Raw genomic sequence first — 17,285 nt, forward strand, 5'->3', positions numbered from 1 at the left:
ACCAAACCGCGATGCGGGCGTATTCACGATAAAAACGCAAAATCTATTCTACCCTTTTTTTAGCGCTAGAGTGCCACTGCTTATCGCAGGTAAACTGGCAGATATCCGTTATTTAATCTCAACATAGTCATGGCGCGACGATATGGAACTTAAAGCGACATCGCTGGGGAAACACCTGGCTCAGCACCCTTATAACCGCGTGCGGTTGCTGCACGCCGGCGTTGAGGTGAGCGGGGAAAAACATGAATACCTGATCCCCTTTAATCAATTGATTCAGGTCAGGTGCAAGCGAGGCATCGTCTGGGGCGAGTTGGAGTTTGAGTTGCCGGACGAAAAAGTGGTGCGGTTGCACGGCACCGAGTGGCAGGAAACGCAGCGCTTTCATCACTATCTGCAGCAGGCGTGGCAACACTGGAGTGCCGAAATGAGCGAGGTCAGCGCCGGCGTGTTGCAACAGCAGGTGGCGCAGATCCAGCGCATCGAGCAGCAAGATAAATGGTTCAAAAAGTCTGAGCTGGGCAAGCTGCAGCAGCAAATCCGCGAAGCTTTCTCCGCGTTGCCGATGCCGGTGGCGCGTCTGGATGAGTTCGATAATTGCCGGGACGATTACCACCTGTGTCTGCAATGGCTGCAGCAAGGGCAACGCAGCGTCGAACAGCGCAACCGGCAGTGGACCGAACGCATGCTGGAGCAACACCATGATTTCTTCCAAACCGTCGAGAGTTCACCGCTCAATGACTCCCAGAGCCGTGCAGTCGTCAATGGTGAGGATTCCATCCTGGTATTGGCGGGGGCCGGCAGCGGCAAAACGTCGGTGCTGGTGGCGCGCGCCGGCTGGCTGCTGCGCCGTCAGGAGGCGCAGCCGGGGCAAATCTTGCTGTTGGCGTTCGGCCGTCAGGCTGCCAGTGAAATGAATGACCGCATCAAAGAGCGCTTGGGCGATGTCGGTATTCAGGCCAAGACATTCCATGCGTTGGCGCTGCAGATCATTCAACAAGGCAGCCGCAAGGCTCCGGCCATCAGCCGGTTGGAAACCGATGCCAAAGCACGCAAAGAGTTACTGATTACTCATTGGCGGCAACAGTGCGCGGAGAAGAAAGCTCAGGCCAAGGGATGGCGTCAGTGGTTGAGCGCAGAGCTGGAATGGGAAGTGCCGGAAGGCGACTTTTGGCAGGATAAACGCCTGGCGGATCGGCTGGCGGGCCGTCTGGAGCGCTGGCTGGGGCTGATGCGTATGCACGGCGGTAGCCAGGCGGAAATGATTGAGCAGGCGGATGAAGAAATCCGCGATCTATTTTCGAAACGCATCCGGCTGATGGCTCCGCTGCTGAAAGCTTGGAAAAGCGCCTTGAAAGAGGAAGGGGCGGTGGATTTCTCCGGCCTGATCCATCAGGCGGTCAACATTCTCGACAAGGGGCGCTTCGTCAGCCCGTGGAAACATATTCTGGTCGATGAGTTTCAGGATATCTCGCCGCAGCGTGCGCTGTTGCTGGCGGCGCTGCGCCGGCAAAACAAGCAGACCTGCCTGTTTGCCGTGGGAGATGACTGGCAGGCGATTTATCGTTTCAGTGGTGCAGAGTTGACGTTAACCACGGCTTTTGCCACCCATTTTGGCGAAGGGGCGCAGTGCGCGCTGGATACCACTTATCGCTTCAATGAACGTATCGGTGAGGTCGCCAACCGGTTCGTGCAGCAGAACCCGCACCAGCTGAAAAAACCGCTCAACAGCCTGAGCAAGGGCAATAAAAAGTCGGTGGCAATCTTGCCGCATGAGCAACTGGAGCCCTTACTGGACAAGCTGAGCGGCTATGCCAAACCGGATGAGCGCATCTTGGTGTTGGCGCGTTACCATCATCTGAAACCGGAAGCGCTGGCGAAGGCGGCCACCCGCTGGCCCAAGCTGGATCTGGAGTTCATGACCATCCACGCCAGCAAGGGGCAGCAGGCGGAATACGTCATCATCGCCGGTTTGCATGAAGGGCGTGACGGTTTCCCCGCCGTAGCGCGCGAGTCGGTGTTGGAAGAGGTGCTGTTGCCACAGCCGGAGGATTTCCCGGATGCCGAAGAGCGACGTCTGCTGTATGTCGCGTTGACTCGTGCCAAACATCAGGTATGGCTGTTGCAGGATCGTGAACGTCCTTCGGTGTTCGTCGAACACCTGCAGGATCTTGGCGTACCGGTGCAGAAAAAGCCGTAGGCATCAGGCCTGGCGGCAGCCAGGCCGCGAGGGCTATTTCAGGCGATCTTGCAGATAGCGCTGATAGTCGGGGATGGCGATCTCCACCTCGCTTTTGAACAGCGGAGAGTCAATCAGAAAGTCAGCGGTCGAGCGGTTGGTGGCCACCGGGATATTCCATACGGTCGCCAGCCGCAGCAGCGCCTTCACGTCCGGATCGTGCGGTACCGCGTTCAGCGGATCCCAAAAGAAGATCAGCATGTCTATCTTGCCTTCTGCAATCAATGCGCCGACCTGTTGGTCGCCGCCCATTGGGCCACTCAGCATGCTGGTGACCGGAATGCCGCTGGCGCGCTGGATCAGATTGCCGGTGGTGCCGGTGGCGTACAGTTGATGGTGCGCCAGAATGGCCTTGTGGCTCTCTACCCACTCCAACAGGGCTTGTTTGCGGTGATCGTGCGCCACCAGCGCAATGTGTTTGCGCGCGGCGATAGTGCGGGTGGTCAACTCCATCTCGATGTCCTTCGCTAATCGGGGATGTGCGACAGATTACTGAAACTGTTTTTCACTGCCTAGCGTTTGCACCTGAAAATGCGAAGAAAAGGCGCCTTGTGAGGAAAGACGCCGGGTAGGATCAGCGAACCGGTTGTTTATTGGCCCACCGCAGAAAACGTTTCTGCGTTTCTTTGTCGGCTTGCTGGAACCAATATTGCAGCATTTGTTCCGACACATTTTCTCCTTTCAACGTCACCGTCGGGGCGTTCAGCGGCGTGCCGGCCAGCGGGGGGGGTGAGGGATTACCGGCGTTCATCTGAACGAAGGAGGAGACGGAGGCCGGGCGATTCTGGCGGTTATAATCTGTCATCACCTTTTCCAAATCGGCATTGAAGGTGACGCTGTCGGGATGCAGCACGTCATGTCGAAACGGCAGGGCGTTACCGTCTTTATCGACCACCAGGTAGTTCAACGTTTTGTCAAAGCGTTGCGCATCGCGATCGTTCTCGATGCGCGGCAGTTCGATCGCCACCTGGCTGACCTTTTGCGTATTGAAAGTGGCGACCAGCGGCAGGGATGCATAGGCCTGCGTATGCTGGCCGGAGCGGACGGTTTTGGTCACTTTAAACAGCAGTTGGTGCTGTCCGCCATCCAGTTCAAGACTGTCGGCGCCTTTTAACAACGAACCTGTCATTTTCTTGCCGTCAACCACCAACAGGTCGATGTCCGGGGAGAGTTTCAGGGTCGTAGCCGCGGCAGGCATGCTGATGCTGAGCAACGCCGCAACCACCAGACCAAATTTCATCATTATCTCCTTATAAAGTGACGTAGCCCTAAGTGTTGAACACGGCACAGGTTGTGTCAAAATTTATCAATTGGGTATTTTGTTTACATTTTCACATATTTTATCGCGATTAGACACGACCATGAGCAGCTAAACCGCGACAGCCTCTGACCATAAGATTGCGCTGAAGTTTCCCTCATGTTGCGTTTAGCCGAGCGGATGCCGATCGGTTACACTCGAAATGGAGAGTGACGCAGTGATAAACGGGAGTTGAAGATGCAAGATCAAGAGATTGCCCTGCTGTTGCAGCGGGTGAAAACGATCGCGCTGGTCGGTGCCAGCGATAACCCGTCGCGGCCCAGCTATGGGGTGATGACGTATTTGTTGGCGCAAGGGTATCAGGTGATCCCGGTCAGCCCAAAACTGGCGGGGCAGACGCTGCTGGGGCAGCCGGTTTACGCTGCGCTGGCCGCTATCCCGCAGCCGGTGGATATGGTTGACGTGTTTCGCAATTCAGAGGCGGCTTACGGCGTGGCGCAAGAGGCGATAGCAATCGGTGCCAAGGCGCTGTGGCTGCAGATCGGGGTGATTAACGATCAGGCAGCGGAGCTGGCGCAACAGGCCGGGCTGAGCGTGGTGATGGATCGCTGTCCGAAAATCGAAATTCCGCGTTTGGGGCTGGAGCGCTGAATAAAAAGGGCCTGGCGCGATGCCAGGCCCTCTCGGGTTTCTCAGGTCTTGGCGCGGTCAATTGCGCAAGCGTGGCGCCTGTAGCTGGTGACGGATGGATTCCGCCAGTTCATCCAGCGATGGTTGCTCGGGGTGTGCTTCCTGGGCCTCGCTATCCAGCTGCGCTTCCGCCAGATAGGTATGTACCGGTTGGCCTTCCTCGTCTTCCATCACCACGTGGTACCAAGGGGCGGAACGCAGTTCATCGTTCGCCGCTATTTCGTCAGCTTTGGGTTGTTCCAAAGAGTATTCCGGGTCGATATCGATAACGACACCCAAATACCCCAGCAGTTTATGCCTAACCTGTTGTCCGATACCGAATTTGCTGGCAATCATGATGACCTCCTGAGAAACAATGCCTTGCTCATATATGGGGGCAAAGCAGCGCATTTCAAGTTACATCACCCGACAAGCGAATCCTTTCAGGTACAGCCCTTCAGGATACGTGGCGATCACCGGGTGATCGGCCGCCTGACGGAACTGTTCTATAAATTGTACATCACGTCCGGCATCTACAGCGGCGTCGGCCAAAATTTTCTGGAACAGATCGGTTGGCATCAGCCCGGAGCAAGAGAAGCTGAGTAGAATGCCACCCGGATTCAGCAGCTGCAGCGCCAGCATGTTGATGTCTTTGTAGCCGCGACAGGCGCTGGCCAGCTGGTTTTTGTTCTCGACGAACTTCGGCGGATCCATGATGATCAGATCGAATTTCTCACCTTGGGTGCGGTAGTTGCGCAGCAGCTGGAACACATCATCGCGGACGAACTCTGCCTTGTTGAGATCCAGCTTGTTGAGCTCGACGTTCTGCCGGGCGATGTCCAGCGCCGCCTGCGAGGTATCGACGCTGATCACCTGCGCGCAGCCGCCCATCAGAGCGGAAACGGCGAAGGCGCCGGTGTAGGAGAAGCAGTTCAGCACCCGACGGCCGGCGGAGTAATTACGCGCAGCGAGGCGACTGTCGCGTTGGTCGAGGTAGAAACCGGTTTTGTGCCCCTGCTGAATATCCACCAGCAGCTTCATGCTGTGTTCGGTGATCGGTAGCAGTTCCGGCGGCAAATCGCCCAGCACCGGGCCCTGCGCCAGAGGCAGGCCTTCTTTTTTGCGCACCGCAACGTCGGAACGATCGTAGATCGAACATTCCGGGTAGCAATGCTGCAGGGCGGAAAGCAGGGCCGGGCGCTGGTATTCGGCACCGGCGGACAGCAGCTGCAGCACCAGGAAATTCTGGAAGCGATCGATAGTGATGCCCGGCAGGCCGTCGGACTCGCCGGCGATCAGGCGATATCCGTCCAGACCGTCGCGCTGCGCGACCCAATCGCGCCAGCTTTGCGCCTGCTGCAGGCGGCGTATGAAGAAATCGATGTTAATCTCTTCATCTTGCTGGAAAGTCCAGACGCGTGCGCGGATCTGCGACTCGGGCGAATAGGCGCCGCGAGCCAGCCATTTGCCCTGGCTGTCGAGAATATCAATGGTTTCACCGGAGAGGGCTTTGCCCTCAACGCGTTGAACGGCGCCGGAGAACACCCAAGGGTGGCGACGGAGTAAGGACTTTTCACGTCCTTTGGCGAGAAACAGGCGTACGGTCATAATTAATAATGCTGCCAGCTAGGATAGAAAGAGTGACACGGCGGTGCAAAGGCACGGCAATGCCATAACGAAAATAGAATAAGGGGGCGATTATGACACAAGTTTGCGTGGCTGCGTATGTGTATGGCGTGGTGCAGGGGGTAGGGTTCCGCTATTCCACCCAGCGGCAGGCTGAGGCGCTGGGAGTAACCGGCTATGCGCGAAACCTCGATGACGGTAGCGTGCAGGTGGTGGCCTGCGGCACACAGACGCAGGTGGACGAGCTGGTGGCATGGTTGAAGCAGGGCGGCCCGCGCAGCGCGCGCATCGAACGCGTGCTGGTGGAGCCGCAGGGCGTAACCGATTACGCCGGGTTTGGCATTCGTTATTGAACGCCTGCCTGCAGCAGTGCTGCGGGCAAAGCGGTCAGATGCATTTTACCGGTTTTGGCAATCCGGCGATTTTGGTGGCTTGTTTGGCCGGCCCTTTCGGGAACAGGCGATACAGATAGCGGCTGTTGCCTTTTTCTTCGCCGTATTTCTGCGCCATGGCTTTGACCAGCATGCGAATAGCCGGTGAGGTATTAAATTCTTGATAGAATTCGCGTACGAAGCGCACTACTTCCCAGTGTGCTTCGGTGAGCACGATCTCTTCCTGCGCGGCCAGCAGCGGCGCGAGCCCCTCGCGCCAGTCGGCGCTGTTTTTCAGATACCCCTGCGCGTCAGTGTCGATAACCTGACCTTCAAACTCCAACATACTGCCTCGATAACGGATGATTCGGAACGGCCGCCAGTTTAGCAAATTTTCTCGGCCGCAAAAAACAAAGCCCCGCGGAAGCGGGGCCAGGAAGGTATGTGTGACCGGCGATCAGTTACTGCGGGCGAAGCCCAGAATGCTCAACAGGCTGATGAACATGTTGTAGAGTGACACGTACAGGCTAACGGTGGCGCGAATGTAGTTGGTTTCGCCGCCGTGAATGATGTTACTGGTTTCCCACAGGATCGCGCCGGCTGAGAACAGGATGAACAGTGCGCTGATAGCCAGGTGCAGGGCAGGGATCTGCAGGAACAGGTTGGCGATCACCGCTACCAACAGCACCACAAAACCGGCCATCATCATGCCGGACAGGAACGACATGTCTTTACGGGTGGTCAGCACATACGCTGAGCAGCAGAAAAACACCGCGGCGGTACCGCCCAGCGCCAGCATGATCAGATCGCCTGCGCCGGCGTTCAGGAATGAGCTGAGGATCGGGCCGAGGGCGTACCCCATGAAACCGGTCAGCGCGAAAGCCGCCAGAATGCCCGCCGGGCTGTTGGCCAGTTTATGGGTCAGGAACATCAGGCCGTAGAAACCGACCAGCATCAGCAGCAAGCCTGGCGCAGGCAGGCCCAGCATTGTGCTGGCGGTCGCGGTCAGGGCTGAGAAAGCCAGGGTCAGGGATAACAGAAAATAGGTGTTACGCAGGACTTTATGCGTGCTGAGCAGCGAGTCGCGCGAAGAAGATGAGACGACAATGCGGTCCATAATGCTCTCTCTTATCAAGCCATCACAAAATAATCCCGATGATAGGCAGCGCAAGCGCTTGATTAAAGTTTGTTTACCAATCTTTACCCTTAGTTATCATTATGGCAACAGTGAGGGAAGGTGTTCGTTTGATCGCCGTTTGCTTTGCCTTCGTCGATTTTTCGCGCGGTTGAACGCGTACGGGCTTTACAAGCGAATAAGGTCTGTTTATAGTTCGCGTCGTTGCGGAGGGGTGGCCGAGTGGCTGAAGGCAACGGTCTTGAAAACCGTCGACGGGAAACCGTTCCAGAGTTCGAATCTCTGCTCCTCCGCCATACATTCTGACCCCGTGCTCTATGAGCACGGGGTTTTTTGCTTTTGCGTGCGGAGAAACCGGGGCGCCTCTGCAGGAAACGCGATCGGCTATTGATAAGGGCCATGCATCGGTGAGATTATGCGCTCATCAAGGTCGGCCGCTCGGATGCCTGCTGCTGTCAGGCGCTACCGGTGTGATAATCAGCGCCACCTTATCAATTTCGCTTAATGCTCTTATGGAGACAGAGATGAACTGGTATCAAGTCGCCTTATGGACCATGATCTTTTTGAAGTCCGGCGCTTTCCTGGTGTTCGTATGGTGGTGGATGTTCAAACGCGCGACCAAACCTTATGTCCGCCCGCAAGACGTCGTGGTGGATGATACGCCGTACGATGAGAACCTCACCATGGAAGAGGTGATGAAAAACCATGGCATCGTCCGTACGGATATGTCGGTAAAATAGTCCTCTCGCCTCCCCAACCGGTATCTGGGGCGTGTTTGTCCGCCCCCTTGCGTGTCCTCGCTGTCTCTCTATTGCATCTGTTCTCAGGTCAACGGCATAGCGTTACCGGGAAAAGCACGCCATGAACGATGTACGCATCCTGTCGGACTTTACGCATCGAAAAAACGCCGTTCTTAATGCCGAGAGAGATCATGGGGATTTCCTTGGTCAGCTCATCCGGCGCATTGTCGTCGGAGGTTTTGCTGATTTCTCGGTGGGTGGTCATGTAAAACCCGTAATCTAACCTCTTTATATCAAAGTTTATTTTTCTATCCAGGCTGTAGATTTTGCCTCCCACTGCAATGTCTCCGCGTTGAACGATCATGGCGTGATGCTCGTCATAGATGAATAAACTGCCCGTTATTTTTAATTCCAGGTCATCGCCTGAAGCCAATCGTTTTTTAGTGAACGTATCGGCCTGGCAATTCATATGCACAGGTGCGGCGGGTGTTAAAACGCGAAACAGGACTATGAGGAGAGTCGCTGTCAAAAATCCGACAATCAGTATTTTGGGGTTGCGCAATGCGGCCATTTATTTTCCGTTGATAATTTTATAGGTAACACACTGGGTATATTGACCTTGTGGGCCGAGATAACACACACCGAGAAAGGTGTTATAGGTCAGTGAGTGCTTTACGGAAGAGAAATAAATATCCGCTTTACTGTTTTGGCAATCGACGCCGCTGCTCTCTAACGCCTGATTAACCATACTTTTTTCCAGTTCGTCATCAATATGCTTATCTGCATCCAGAGAATACATGGCGCAGTGGCCTTTTTTTCCTAACGAAATTAACTTTTCCCGAGGTTGATCAGGCGGTTCTATAGGATAGAACGCCGCGATGAACACCAGCGGAATAAATATGCCGCAAACAGCAGCAACAGCGCTGGTCTTTACCTTTTTCTGCGGCGGCACGTTATGTGATTCGGCAACCGGAGGGAGGGGGGAAAGCGACGATGAAGCATAAGCGGGCGCCGTTTCATTAACAGTTACCAGCGGTGGTGAATAAGTTTCAATCATAGCGGTGAAACAAAAACCGACTTTCGCCAGGGTCTTTATGGGAGAGGTTTCTCTTCCCAGCAGTTTGAATGCTTTCCTTATTTCACTGACGGCTACATTGAGACTGATCGATGAGCCTGAAAAACCATACTCTTCCCATACCTTTTTTATCAATATCTCACGTTTTAATGGGATATTTGGATAAGTCAGCATTTCAATTAACAGGCGCGAAGCCGGGTTGGATATCCGTATCGATGACTCATCATTATCAATGAGTTGGAGACGACACGCGTTTGCATCATAGATCACGCAGAGGTCGATAATATATTTCATGTATTCAGGTTTTTATAATGACATGGGCTTCCAGTTCGCGGCTAGTATTTAGTGAAACTTCGGGCAGGTCAAGGTTTCGGGCATGAAACATAAATAATTCAGGGTGTTTTTTTATTTATTCGGCGAACATAATACACGGTTCATTGCCATTTTTTGCTATTAATTTAGAGTTAAATGCTGAAATTTTTAGTTTATACAGATTATAATAATTAAAATTTGCGTTAATAAAAATAATGTTCCTGTTGTTAATGGTTTGATGCAGACTTATCTTAGTGTTCTAGGGCACCTGTTTATGTGCCAAGGGCTTATGGTTTGCTCCCGAACGGCAATGCGATTTCTCCAAGAAAAGGACAGGTGTTTAGTTCAAGGTTTCGCCGTTGTCTTTGGCCATACATGGATGGAGGAAGTATGACCAGTATCGGTATCGTATCTGAAAACATCTTTTTTAGAGAGGCGATAAAAAGAATATTGATGCCAAGGATTTTTCATAAAGATCACGTTATTGCCTACTACGACGATCTACCTTTGGCGATGGGGCGAAATTGCCACGATATTCTGATCGTTGATGATGCGGTAAAAAGCATGTTGCGCTTCAGCATGGCTGTGGCGCTATTGTCTGCTATTCATGGCGTAAAGATTTTTTTGACGACGGAAGATAAGCGCCGTCTGTTATTTCGTTCTATCTCACGTGATGTCGTCGTGCTCGACAGAAAAGGCAGTGTCCCTGGTATGAGTAAAGAGTTGTCTTTGCTGGTGGATAATGTCGCGCAGCGCCCTGAGAGGAATGAAAGCGTTGAGGGTAGGATAGCCCGCAATACAAAAAGCTGTCTGACGGAAAGTGAAGTGGAAACGCTTCATTTGCTTTCCTTCGGTTATACGGTGACCCAGGTTTCCAAGATTCTTGATAAAAGCGTAAAGACGGTCAGCACGCAGAAATGCAGTGCACTACGCAAAATGGGATTGAAGAATCGGGTGCACAACTTATTGGAGGTTTCATCCGGTTTCTCGGAGGTTCTCTAGAAATTCGTTATTTTCATCGTTTTTATTGTCGGGTGATGAATAACGCTATTGCTTGATTTTATAAAAACAGGAATGTGCTCATCCTTTTGCCTCTGTGTTACGGGGAGGGATTGTTTCATCCCGCCGACAGCGGCTGATTATTATTTATTCTCTCAAACCAAACTGTTATGGAGTTTTATCTCATGATGAAGAAGATGTTTTCTGTTGCAATCATGGCGGCTGCGGTCGCTGCGCCTACGGCTTTTGCTGAAGACAATTCCGCCGGTGGCATCATTAACTTTACCGGTGCCATTACCGACACCACCTGTACGATTAACGGCGGCAAAAGCGCGGATTTCACCGTAGCACTGAGCCCGATCTCGGTGACCGACGCGGGTAACGCCGTTGGGCCAATCACCAAGAACAAGAAGTCCTTCTCGCTGACCTTCTCCGGCTGTTCGCCGGCGGCCGGTACCGCAGGCACCCCGTTGAAAATCTACTTCTCCTCTGCGGATAACATCTCTACCGACGGCAAATATTTGCTGAACAACTCGGTCAACGAAAACGACGCTTCCGTCGCGAAGAACGTGGGCTTCTCTCTGGCGGAAACCGGTTCCTCCACCCCGATCCAGCTGAACGTGCCTTACGTCACCGACATCATGGGTGACAAAACGGCACCGGATTCAGAAACCCTGACGCTGGACGCGTATTACTACAAAACCAACGCCGAAGCAGCAAAAGTGGGCGCTCTGAGCTCCAACGTGACTTACACCATTTCTTACCTGTAATCGCGCTGAAAGCCAGGCCCTTGATGGGCCTGGCCACCCGGGGGAACGATGAAAAAATACATGATGATAGCAGCGCTGTTGCTCGGTTCCGTTGGCGCGCAGGCCAATGTGGTGGTTAACGGTACGCGGGTGATCTACCCGGCAAACAACAAGGATGTGATTGTCCAACTGCTGAATAACGGCGCCGATCCTTCACTGGTTCAGGCCTGGATCGACGACGGCGATATCAATTCCACCCCGGAAACCGCCAACGTGCCGTTTTTGCTGTCGCCGCCGGTGGTGAAAGTGAACGGCAACAGCGGGCAGCAGCTGCGAATTCAGAAAGTCGGCGCCGCGTTGGCGGCGGATCGCGAATCGGTGTTCTATCTCAACGTGCTGGATATCCCACCGACGCCGGAAAACCTGCAGGGCACCAATACGCTGCAGCTGGCGATCAAGTCGCGCATCAAACTGTTCTACCGCCCGCAGGCCTTAACCCGCGGCGTAGAAAATGCATTGGAGAAATTGACGCTGCAAGCCAATGGCAAAGGGTTCAACGTCATCAACAACAGCCCTTATTTCATTACGGTAGCAAATATCGGCCAAGGTGCGGATAAGCATCTGCTGGTTGATTCGTTAATGGTCGCGCCGTTTTCCACCCAGTTTGCCGCCAGCAAACGATCGGTCAGTAAAAACGTCCGTTATGACCTGATGTATATCGACGACCTGGGGGCTTACAAGTCTAAAGCCATCACCGCACACTAACCTGAAAGAACAACAATGAAGCTGAATAAAAAAGTCCTCTCGCTGCTGACCGCCTCTTCATTCTTGTTGCCGGATACGGCCTGGGCGGTGACGTTCGATACTTCGCTGTTAGCCGGCGAATCACGCGATTCCGATCTCTCGCGTTTTTATCTCAATAATGACATGCCTGCCGGCCGGCAGGAGATCGATGTGTATGTCAATCATGACTGGAAAGGGCGCTATCCGCTGCTGTTTGGCACGCAGCGCGACGATATTCAAATTGACTACCAGGATGCGCAGCGGTTGGGCATCGATCTGAGTCAATTGCCGACACCTCAGGCGCCCCAGACGACGCTGTCGATCGCCACGCTGGTACAGGGCGGTCGGTTCGATATGGACGTCGGCGCACTGAGTCTGCGCCTGACGGTGCCGCAGGCCCGGGTCAACCGGTCGGAGGCGGGATACGTGGATCCGGCCTTCTGGAATCGCGGCATCTCCGCGTTGACGCTGGCCTACAACGCGACCTATTACCATGCCGAATCGCGCGGCGACGGCAATCACAGCAACAATGACGATTTCTATACCGGGCTGGAATCCGGGATCAATCTGGCCGGTTGGCAATTTCGCGACAGCAGCAGCTTTCGCCACGGCAGCGGGCGGGGGAGCCACTGGCAGAACAACACGCGCTATTTGCAGCGCGGCTTCGCCGACATCAAATCCAACCTGACCGCCGGCGATTTTTATTCGCCGGGGGATCTGTTCGACTCGGTGCGCATGCGCGGGGTGGCGCTGGCGTCGGACATCAGCATGCGCCCCAACTCGCAGCAAGGCTTTTCACCGATCGTGCGTGGCGTGGCGCAAACCAATGCCCTGGTGAAAGTGGTACAGAACGGCAATGTGATCTATCAGGAAAACGTGCCGCCGGGCGCCTTTACCCTCGACAGCATTCAGCCGACCGGTTCGGCGGGCGATCTGTGGGTGACGGTCAAAGAGGCTGACGGGCGTGAGCAGTCGTTCAGCGTACCGTTTTCCGCCGTACCCAACATGTTGAAACAGGGCGTCAGCCAATACAGCGTACTGGCCGGCAAGGTTAACGAAAGCAATACCGATTATGATCCCGGCTTTGTGCAAGGCACCCTGCAGTACGGTTTCAACAACCTGGTAACCGGTTATGCCGGCAGCATTTTGAGCGACGATTATCAGGCCTGGCTGCTCGGCAGCGGCTGGAACCTGCCGATAGGGGCGGTGTCCATCGACCTGACGCATGCCGATACCCGCCTGAAAAACCGCCGTGAAAGCGGGCAGAGTTTCCGTATCGCCTACAGTAAATTTCTTGATGTCACCGCGACCAACTTCACGCTGGCGGCTTATCGCTACTCCACTCGCGGTTACTACAGTTTTACCGACGCCATTTACTCCAATGATGGCTACCGCCAGCTGGAACGGCAGTTTGATCGCTGGCGCGACGAGGAGGGATTGTCCGAGCTGGATATGAACACCTGGGATGCGCTGCGTTCCGCTCGGCCGAAAAATACCTTCACGCTTAACCTGAACCAGCGTCTTAACGAAGGGTGGGGCACGCTGTTCTTCTCCGGCTCCCAGCGCGATTACTGGACGGCCAATGCGAAAAGCCGCGAATACCAGCTGGGGTATTCCAACAATTTGGGGCGCGTCAGCTACTCCGTTTCCGCCAGCCGGGTGCGTAACAGCCAGCGTGAGGAAGAGACGCGTTATTACCTGTCGTTCAGCCTGCCGCTGTCGGTGTTCGATAACAACGCCTACCTCAGCACCGGCCTGTCGGCGACGGACTCTCACTATCAGCAAAGTACGGTCAGCCTGAGCGGCAATGCCCTGGAATCCAACCGCCTGAGCTATTCGCTGAGCGGCAGTAATCGCAGCGGCGGCGACAACATGGCCAGCGTCAATACGGCCTATCGTACCCGCGTTTCGACGCTTGGCGCCTCCTACAGCGAAGGCAACGACTATCGCCAGAGCGGCCTCAGCGCGCGCGGCAGCCTGGTAGCGATCCCTTGGCATGTGCTGGCGTCGAACGAAATCGGCAACACCATGACGGTGGTCGAGGCGCCGCAGGCCGCAGGGCTTATGGTCAACGGCGACGAAAGCATCGTGACCAACGCGCAGGGTTTGGCGCTGGTGCCTTATGCCACGCCGTACCGGCAAAATTCGGTCACGCTATCGGATACCGGCCACAGCAGCGGGGCGGAAATCAGCGGCAACGTTGCCAACCATGTGCCTTACTACGGCGCGGTCAGCTACCTGAAATTCGAGACCGACCAGCGTCGGCCATTCCAGCTGCGGGCGCAGCGCGCCGATGGCGCACCGCTGCCGTTCGGCGCCGAAGTGCTGGATGAAAACGGCCGGTCGATAGGCTTTGTCGGCCAGGCCAGCGTGTTGTATCTGCGCGCCGAACAGCCGCCGACGGCGTTAACGGTGCAACTGCGCGACGGCAGTTGCCGTATCGCCAAACCGACCCTGGCGCTTGACGCGTCGCCCGGCGTTTGCCGCTAATACAGGATAACCGAACCTATGATCAGGCTGATTTTTTTGCTGCTGCTGTCTGGGCTGTTCAGCGGCTATAGCTATGCTTCCTGCTATGGCAAGGGGGTGGAGTTTGCGTCGCCGATTTTCGTCGATCTCTCCGATAAGCTGAACGCCAATACGCCGGTATGGGAGGCGCAATACAATACCCAGTACACCGGCACCTTTAACTGCAGCAAGTCCAAAAGCAACTTTTCCTACACCATCAAACTTCCGACGAAAGACTCGCAGGCCGCGATTTTCGGTTTTAACGATGGCCAACAGTGGGTCCGCGCAGAAATCACCAACAAGATAGGCGACAGAACGTTGAGGGGGCGAGGGGAACATGCTGCTTCAGAGTTAAACTCACCCATGACCATTCGTTATTCGCTGGTGCAAAAGCCGAAGGATGGGCGGATAGTACCGGGCGATACTTTGATGCTCGATGATGTTTTACTGGTGAGCGATGTGACCGGTATCAGTATCCTGGAATTACCGCTTTGGGTGCTGGCTCAAGTGGGAAAACTGCTCACCTGGTTGCTTACCGGCAATTGGCCTTATGACGATCGCGATATGTACGGCCAACCGATGAACATCAAATACGCGCCTAAAACCACCACCTGCCGTTTCGACAACGCCGGCCTGACGGTCAGATTGCCCAAAATGGGCGTGGCGCAGGTGCTTAATAACAATCAACCCGGCTACACGCCGTTCTCGCTGAACATCAGCTGCCAGAACATGCAACAGGAAGGCATCGCCGATCGCGCTGTTGAGATGTTCCTGTCCAGCAATAACCTGCTGGCCTCCGACGCCAGCGTGTTGACCAATGCCAATGCGGGCGGAGCGCAAGGGGTGGGGCTGCGCCTGGTCAAGCGCGACATGCCGAGTTCGCCGGTGGTACTGTCGCCTTCAAACGTCGATCGCGGCAGCGCCACCTCACTGTTTCACGTCGCCGCAGGCGGCAGCCTGAACAGTCACTTCATCATCGGCATGGGGGCTTATTATTACCCTTATCAGCGCGATGGCGTCACGCAGGGAGAAATTAACACCTCGGCCACGTTGAACATCATCTATCCCTGAGAGGCTCGGACTCGGAATAACCGGTGTGCAACCTGCTTCGCTCATCGGTTATTCCGTCGTGCGTTCGAAAATATGCGCGCCGGCGCCCTGTTGGCCCAAAATATCGTTTGGGTTGCGCAGCGGGCAGTCGGTGAGCGACAGGCAGCCGCAGCCGATGCAGCTGTCGAGATGGTCGCGCAGCACCGTCAGCCGCTGAATGCGCTCATCCAGCGTGTTACGCCAGGCGGAGGACAAAACCCCCCATTGTTCGGAGGTCAGTTTGCTGCCGGTGGGAAAACTGCCCAGCGTGGCGCGGATCTCCTCCAGCGGAATGCCCGCGCTTTGCGCGATTTTGATCACCGCGATGTAGCGCAACACCACCGGCGTGTAGCGACGCTGGTTGCCGGCGTTGCGCGTTGCCTGAATCAGCCCCTTGCTTTCGTAAAAGTGCAGCGCGGATACCGCCACGCCGCTACGCTTCGCCACTTCCCCCACGGTCAATAGCCGATAGGTGTCAATCGGTTCATTTCTTGCCATTCCACGCTCCTCAGCTTGACCTCAAGTTAACCTGAGGTTTTATAGTGCAGCCAGCCGGGCTTGGCAACCGGCATCTCTCGTCACCTGCCTGCGCTGCGTCGGGGGAAGGATGGCTTTGGCTGTAAAATCAGGAAGAAACCGTTACATGATGAAACGAAACCTCATTATTGCCGCGCTGCTGGCGGCGCTCGCTGTCGCCGCCGTTGCGATGCGATCCACCGCGCGGCAAAACGAAGGCACGCCGGCCTATCCGCCGGTGAAAGTGGCGCTGGCGCCCGCCCTGCGTGTACAGGCGGCGCGCAGTTACACCGGCGTGGGCGAGCTGGAGGCGGCCAGCCAGGTGGCTGTGGCGGCGGAGACCAGCGGCCGCATCACGCGCATTCTGTTCGAATCCGGCCAAACGGTGCGGCAAGGGCAACTGCTGGTGCAGCTCAACGATGCGGTCGAGCAGGCTGAGCTGGTGCGTCTGCAGGCGCAATTGCGCAATGCCGATCTGCTGTTGGCGCGCATGCGCAAGTTGATGAACCTCAACGCCACTGCGCGGCAGCAGCTGGACGATGCGCTGGCTGAACGGGATATGGCTCTCGGTGCGGTGCAGGAAACGCAGGCCAAAATCGCGCAAAAGGCGATCCGCGCGCCGTTCGCCGGCATCATCGGCATTCGCCGCGTGCATGAAGGGCAATACCTCAACGCTGCCGAGGCGGTAGCGAACCTGGTGGATGCCGATACGCTGCGGGTCAACTTCTCGCTGGACGAACAAAGCAGCGCCGGGCTGGCGACGGGGCAAGCGGTGGCGGTGTTGGTCGGCGCGTATCCCGATCGCGCTTTCCCCGCCGCGATTACCGCCATCGATCCGATGATCGGCAAATCCCGCACCGTGCAGGTGCAGGCGACGTTGACCAACCGCCAGGGGCTGCTTAAGGCCGGCATGTACGCCGGCATTCGCGTCACGCAGCAGCAGCGCGTGGCGGTGTTGACGGTGCCGGAAACGGCGCTGACCTATACGGCATACGGCGATACCGTGTTCCTGGCGCAGCAGGGTGAAAAGGGCATGACGGTTAAGCGCGTCTCGGTCACCGTGGGTGAGCGCAATGACGGGCGTGTCGAGATCGTCAACGGCCTGCAGGAAGGCGATCGGGTGGTGACCTCGGGCCAGCTCAAGCTGAGCGACGGCATGGCGGCTGAGCCGGTGGTGCAGGATACGTTGAACGCCGCCCAGGCCGGTTCCTGAGGAGAG

The 17,285-nt window shown here is 55.7% G+C and carries 19 protein-coding genes and 1 tRNA gene; 11 read left to right on the forward strand and 9 right to left on the reverse strand.

Features of this window, described 5'->3' with window-relative positions; all coding sequences use genetic code 11:
- Positions 1–142: 142 nt before the first annotated feature.
- The gene (gene helD / locus EGY12_RS15650; RefSeq protein ID WP_123894535.1) at positions 143–2,197 is read left to right on the forward strand and encodes a DNA helicase IV; all 2,055 of its coding nucleotides are present in this window, start codon (positions 143–145) and stop codon (positions 2,195–2,197) included.
- 33 nt (positions 2,198–2,230) lie between these two features.
- Here helD and EGY12_RS15655 read toward each other — a convergent pair whose 3' ends face one another.
- Positions 2,231–2,689 carry a methylglyoxal synthase gene (locus tag EGY12_RS15655; RefSeq protein ID WP_123894536.1) on the reverse strand — a complete coding sequence of 153 codons (459 nt, stop codon included), beginning with the start codon at positions 2,687–2,689 and terminating at the stop codon, positions 2,231–2,233.
- A gap of 121 nt (positions 2,690–2,810) precedes the next feature.
- On the reverse strand, positions 2,811–3,476 hold the full coding sequence (locus EGY12_RS15660) for a DUF2057 family protein (RefSeq protein WP_123895610.1): 666 nt from the start codon (positions 3,474–3,476) through the stop codon (positions 2,811–2,813).
- A gap of 255 nt (positions 3,477–3,731) precedes the next feature.
- Between EGY12_RS15660 and EGY12_RS15665 the strand changes: the two genes are divergently transcribed.
- Positions 3,732–4,145 (forward strand): CoA-binding protein, encoded by a 414-nt coding sequence (locus EGY12_RS15665; protein ID WP_123894537.1) that lies wholly within the window; start codon positions 3,732–3,734, stop codon positions 4,143–4,145.
- 57 nt (positions 4,146–4,202) lie between these two features.
- Here the strand turns inward: EGY12_RS15665 and hspQ are convergent, their stop codons facing one another.
- Together hspQ and rlmI are read right to left on the reverse strand one after the other, a co-directional pair.
- Positions 4,203–4,520 (reverse strand): heat shock protein HspQ, encoded by a 318-nt coding sequence (gene hspQ, locus EGY12_RS15670; RefSeq protein WP_033637900.1) that lies wholly within the window; start codon positions 4,518–4,520, stop codon positions 4,203–4,205.
- A gap of 60 nt (positions 4,521–4,580) precedes the next feature.
- Positions 4,581–5,771: a 23S rRNA (cytosine(1962)-C(5))-methyltransferase RlmI gene (gene rlmI, locus EGY12_RS15675; RefSeq protein ID WP_123894538.1), complete on the reverse strand. Its 1,191-nt coding sequence runs from the start codon at positions 5,769–5,771 to the stop codon at positions 4,581–4,583.
- A 92-nt stretch (positions 5,772–5,863) separates the two neighbouring features.
- On the opposite strand from rlmI, the gene yccX reads away from it, so the two are divergent.
- Positions 5,864–6,142 (forward strand): acylphosphatase, encoded by a 279-nt coding sequence (gene yccX, locus EGY12_RS15680; protein ID WP_123894539.1) that lies wholly within the window; start codon positions 5,864–5,866, stop codon positions 6,140–6,142.
- Positions 6,143–6,176: 34 nt separating this feature from the next.
- On the opposite strand, the gene tusE is transcribed toward yccX, so the two are convergent.
- Together tusE and yccA are read right to left on the reverse strand one after the other, a co-directional pair.
- Positions 6,177–6,506 (reverse strand): sulfurtransferase TusE, encoded by a 330-nt coding sequence (gene tusE, locus EGY12_RS15685; RefSeq protein WP_123894540.1) that lies wholly within the window; start codon positions 6,504–6,506, stop codon positions 6,177–6,179.
- Between the two features lie 111 nt (positions 6,507–6,617).
- Positions 6,618–7,277: an FtsH protease modulator YccA gene (yccA, locus tag EGY12_RS15690; RefSeq protein WP_004928091.1), complete on the reverse strand. Its 660-nt coding sequence runs from the start codon at positions 7,275–7,277 to the stop codon at positions 6,618–6,620.
- Between the two features lie 226 nt (positions 7,278–7,503).
- Here yccA and EGY12_RS15695 point away from each other — a divergent pair.
- Both EGY12_RS15695 and EGY12_RS15700 read left to right on the forward strand, forming a co-directional pair.
- A tRNA-Ser gene (locus EGY12_RS15695) sits at positions 7,504–7,591 on the forward strand.
- 228 nt (positions 7,592–7,819) lie between these two features.
- A complete protein-coding gene (locus EGY12_RS15700) occupies positions 7,820–8,035 on the forward strand; it encodes a hypothetical protein (RefSeq protein ID WP_016928277.1) in 216 nt (71 codons plus the stop codon).
- 88 nt (positions 8,036–8,123) lie between these two features.
- Here EGY12_RS15700 and EGY12_RS15705 read toward each other — a convergent pair whose 3' ends face one another.
- Both EGY12_RS15705 and EGY12_RS15710 read right to left on the reverse strand, forming a co-directional pair.
- Entirely contained in the window at positions 8,124–8,606 is a 483-nt protein-coding gene (locus EGY12_RS15705) for a hypothetical protein (RefSeq protein WP_123894541.1), read from the reverse strand.
- Positions 8,607–9,404: a winged helix-turn-helix domain-containing protein gene (locus tag EGY12_RS15710; RefSeq protein WP_123894542.1), complete on the reverse strand. Its 798-nt coding sequence runs from the start codon at positions 9,402–9,404 to the stop codon at positions 8,607–8,609.
- A 408-nt stretch (positions 9,405–9,812) separates the two neighbouring features.
- Here EGY12_RS15710 and EGY12_RS15715 point away from each other — a divergent pair, with 408 nt between their 5' ends.
- From EGY12_RS15715 to EGY12_RS15735, 5 genes are all read left to right on the forward strand, one after another.
- The gene (locus EGY12_RS15715) at positions 9,813–10,424 is read left to right on the forward strand and encodes a LuxR family transcriptional regulator (RefSeq protein WP_123894543.1); all 612 of its coding nucleotides are present in this window, start codon (positions 9,813–9,815) and stop codon (positions 10,422–10,424) included.
- A 182-nt stretch (positions 10,425–10,606) separates the two neighbouring features.
- On the forward strand, positions 10,607–11,191 hold the full coding sequence (locus EGY12_RS15720; protein WP_080453743.1) for a fimbrial protein: 585 nt from the start codon (positions 10,607–10,609) through the stop codon (positions 11,189–11,191).
- A 48-nt stretch (positions 11,192–11,239) separates the two neighbouring features.
- Positions 11,240–11,935 carry a molecular chaperone gene (locus EGY12_RS15725; protein ID WP_049201643.1) on the forward strand — a complete coding sequence of 232 codons (696 nt, stop codon included), beginning with the start codon at positions 11,240–11,242 and terminating at the stop codon, positions 11,933–11,935.
- A gap of 15 nt (positions 11,936–11,950) precedes the next feature.
- Positions 11,951–14,443: a fimbria/pilus outer membrane usher protein gene (locus EGY12_RS15730; RefSeq protein WP_123894544.1), complete on the forward strand. Its 2,493-nt coding sequence runs from the start codon at positions 11,951–11,953 to the stop codon at positions 14,441–14,443.
- Positions 14,444–14,461: 18 nt separating this feature from the next.
- On the forward strand, positions 14,462–15,532 hold the full coding sequence (locus EGY12_RS15735; protein WP_123894545.1) for a fimbrial protein: 1,071 nt from the start codon (positions 14,462–14,464) through the stop codon (positions 15,530–15,532).
- A gap of 48 nt (positions 15,533–15,580) precedes the next feature.
- Here the strand turns inward: EGY12_RS15735 and soxR are convergent, their stop codons facing one another.
- Complete coding sequence (gene soxR, locus EGY12_RS15740) at positions 15,581–16,048, reverse strand: redox-sensitive transcriptional activator SoxR (RefSeq protein WP_123894546.1); 468 nt, start codon at positions 16,046–16,048, stop codon at positions 15,581–15,583.
- A 145-nt stretch (positions 16,049–16,193) separates the two neighbouring features.
- Here soxR and EGY12_RS15745 point away from each other — a divergent pair, with 145 nt between their 5' ends.
- Positions 16,194–17,279, forward strand: coding sequence for an efflux RND transporter periplasmic adaptor subunit (locus EGY12_RS15745; protein WP_123894547.1), 1,086 nt, complete (start codon positions 16,194–16,196; stop codon positions 17,277–17,279).
- The last annotated feature ends 6 nt before the right edge of the window (positions 17,280–17,285 follow it).

Origin of the sequence: Serratia sp. FDAARGOS_506 (assembly GCF_003812745.1) — a bacterium.
GTDB lineage: Bacteria > Pseudomonadota > Gammaproteobacteria > Enterobacterales > Enterobacteriaceae > Serratia.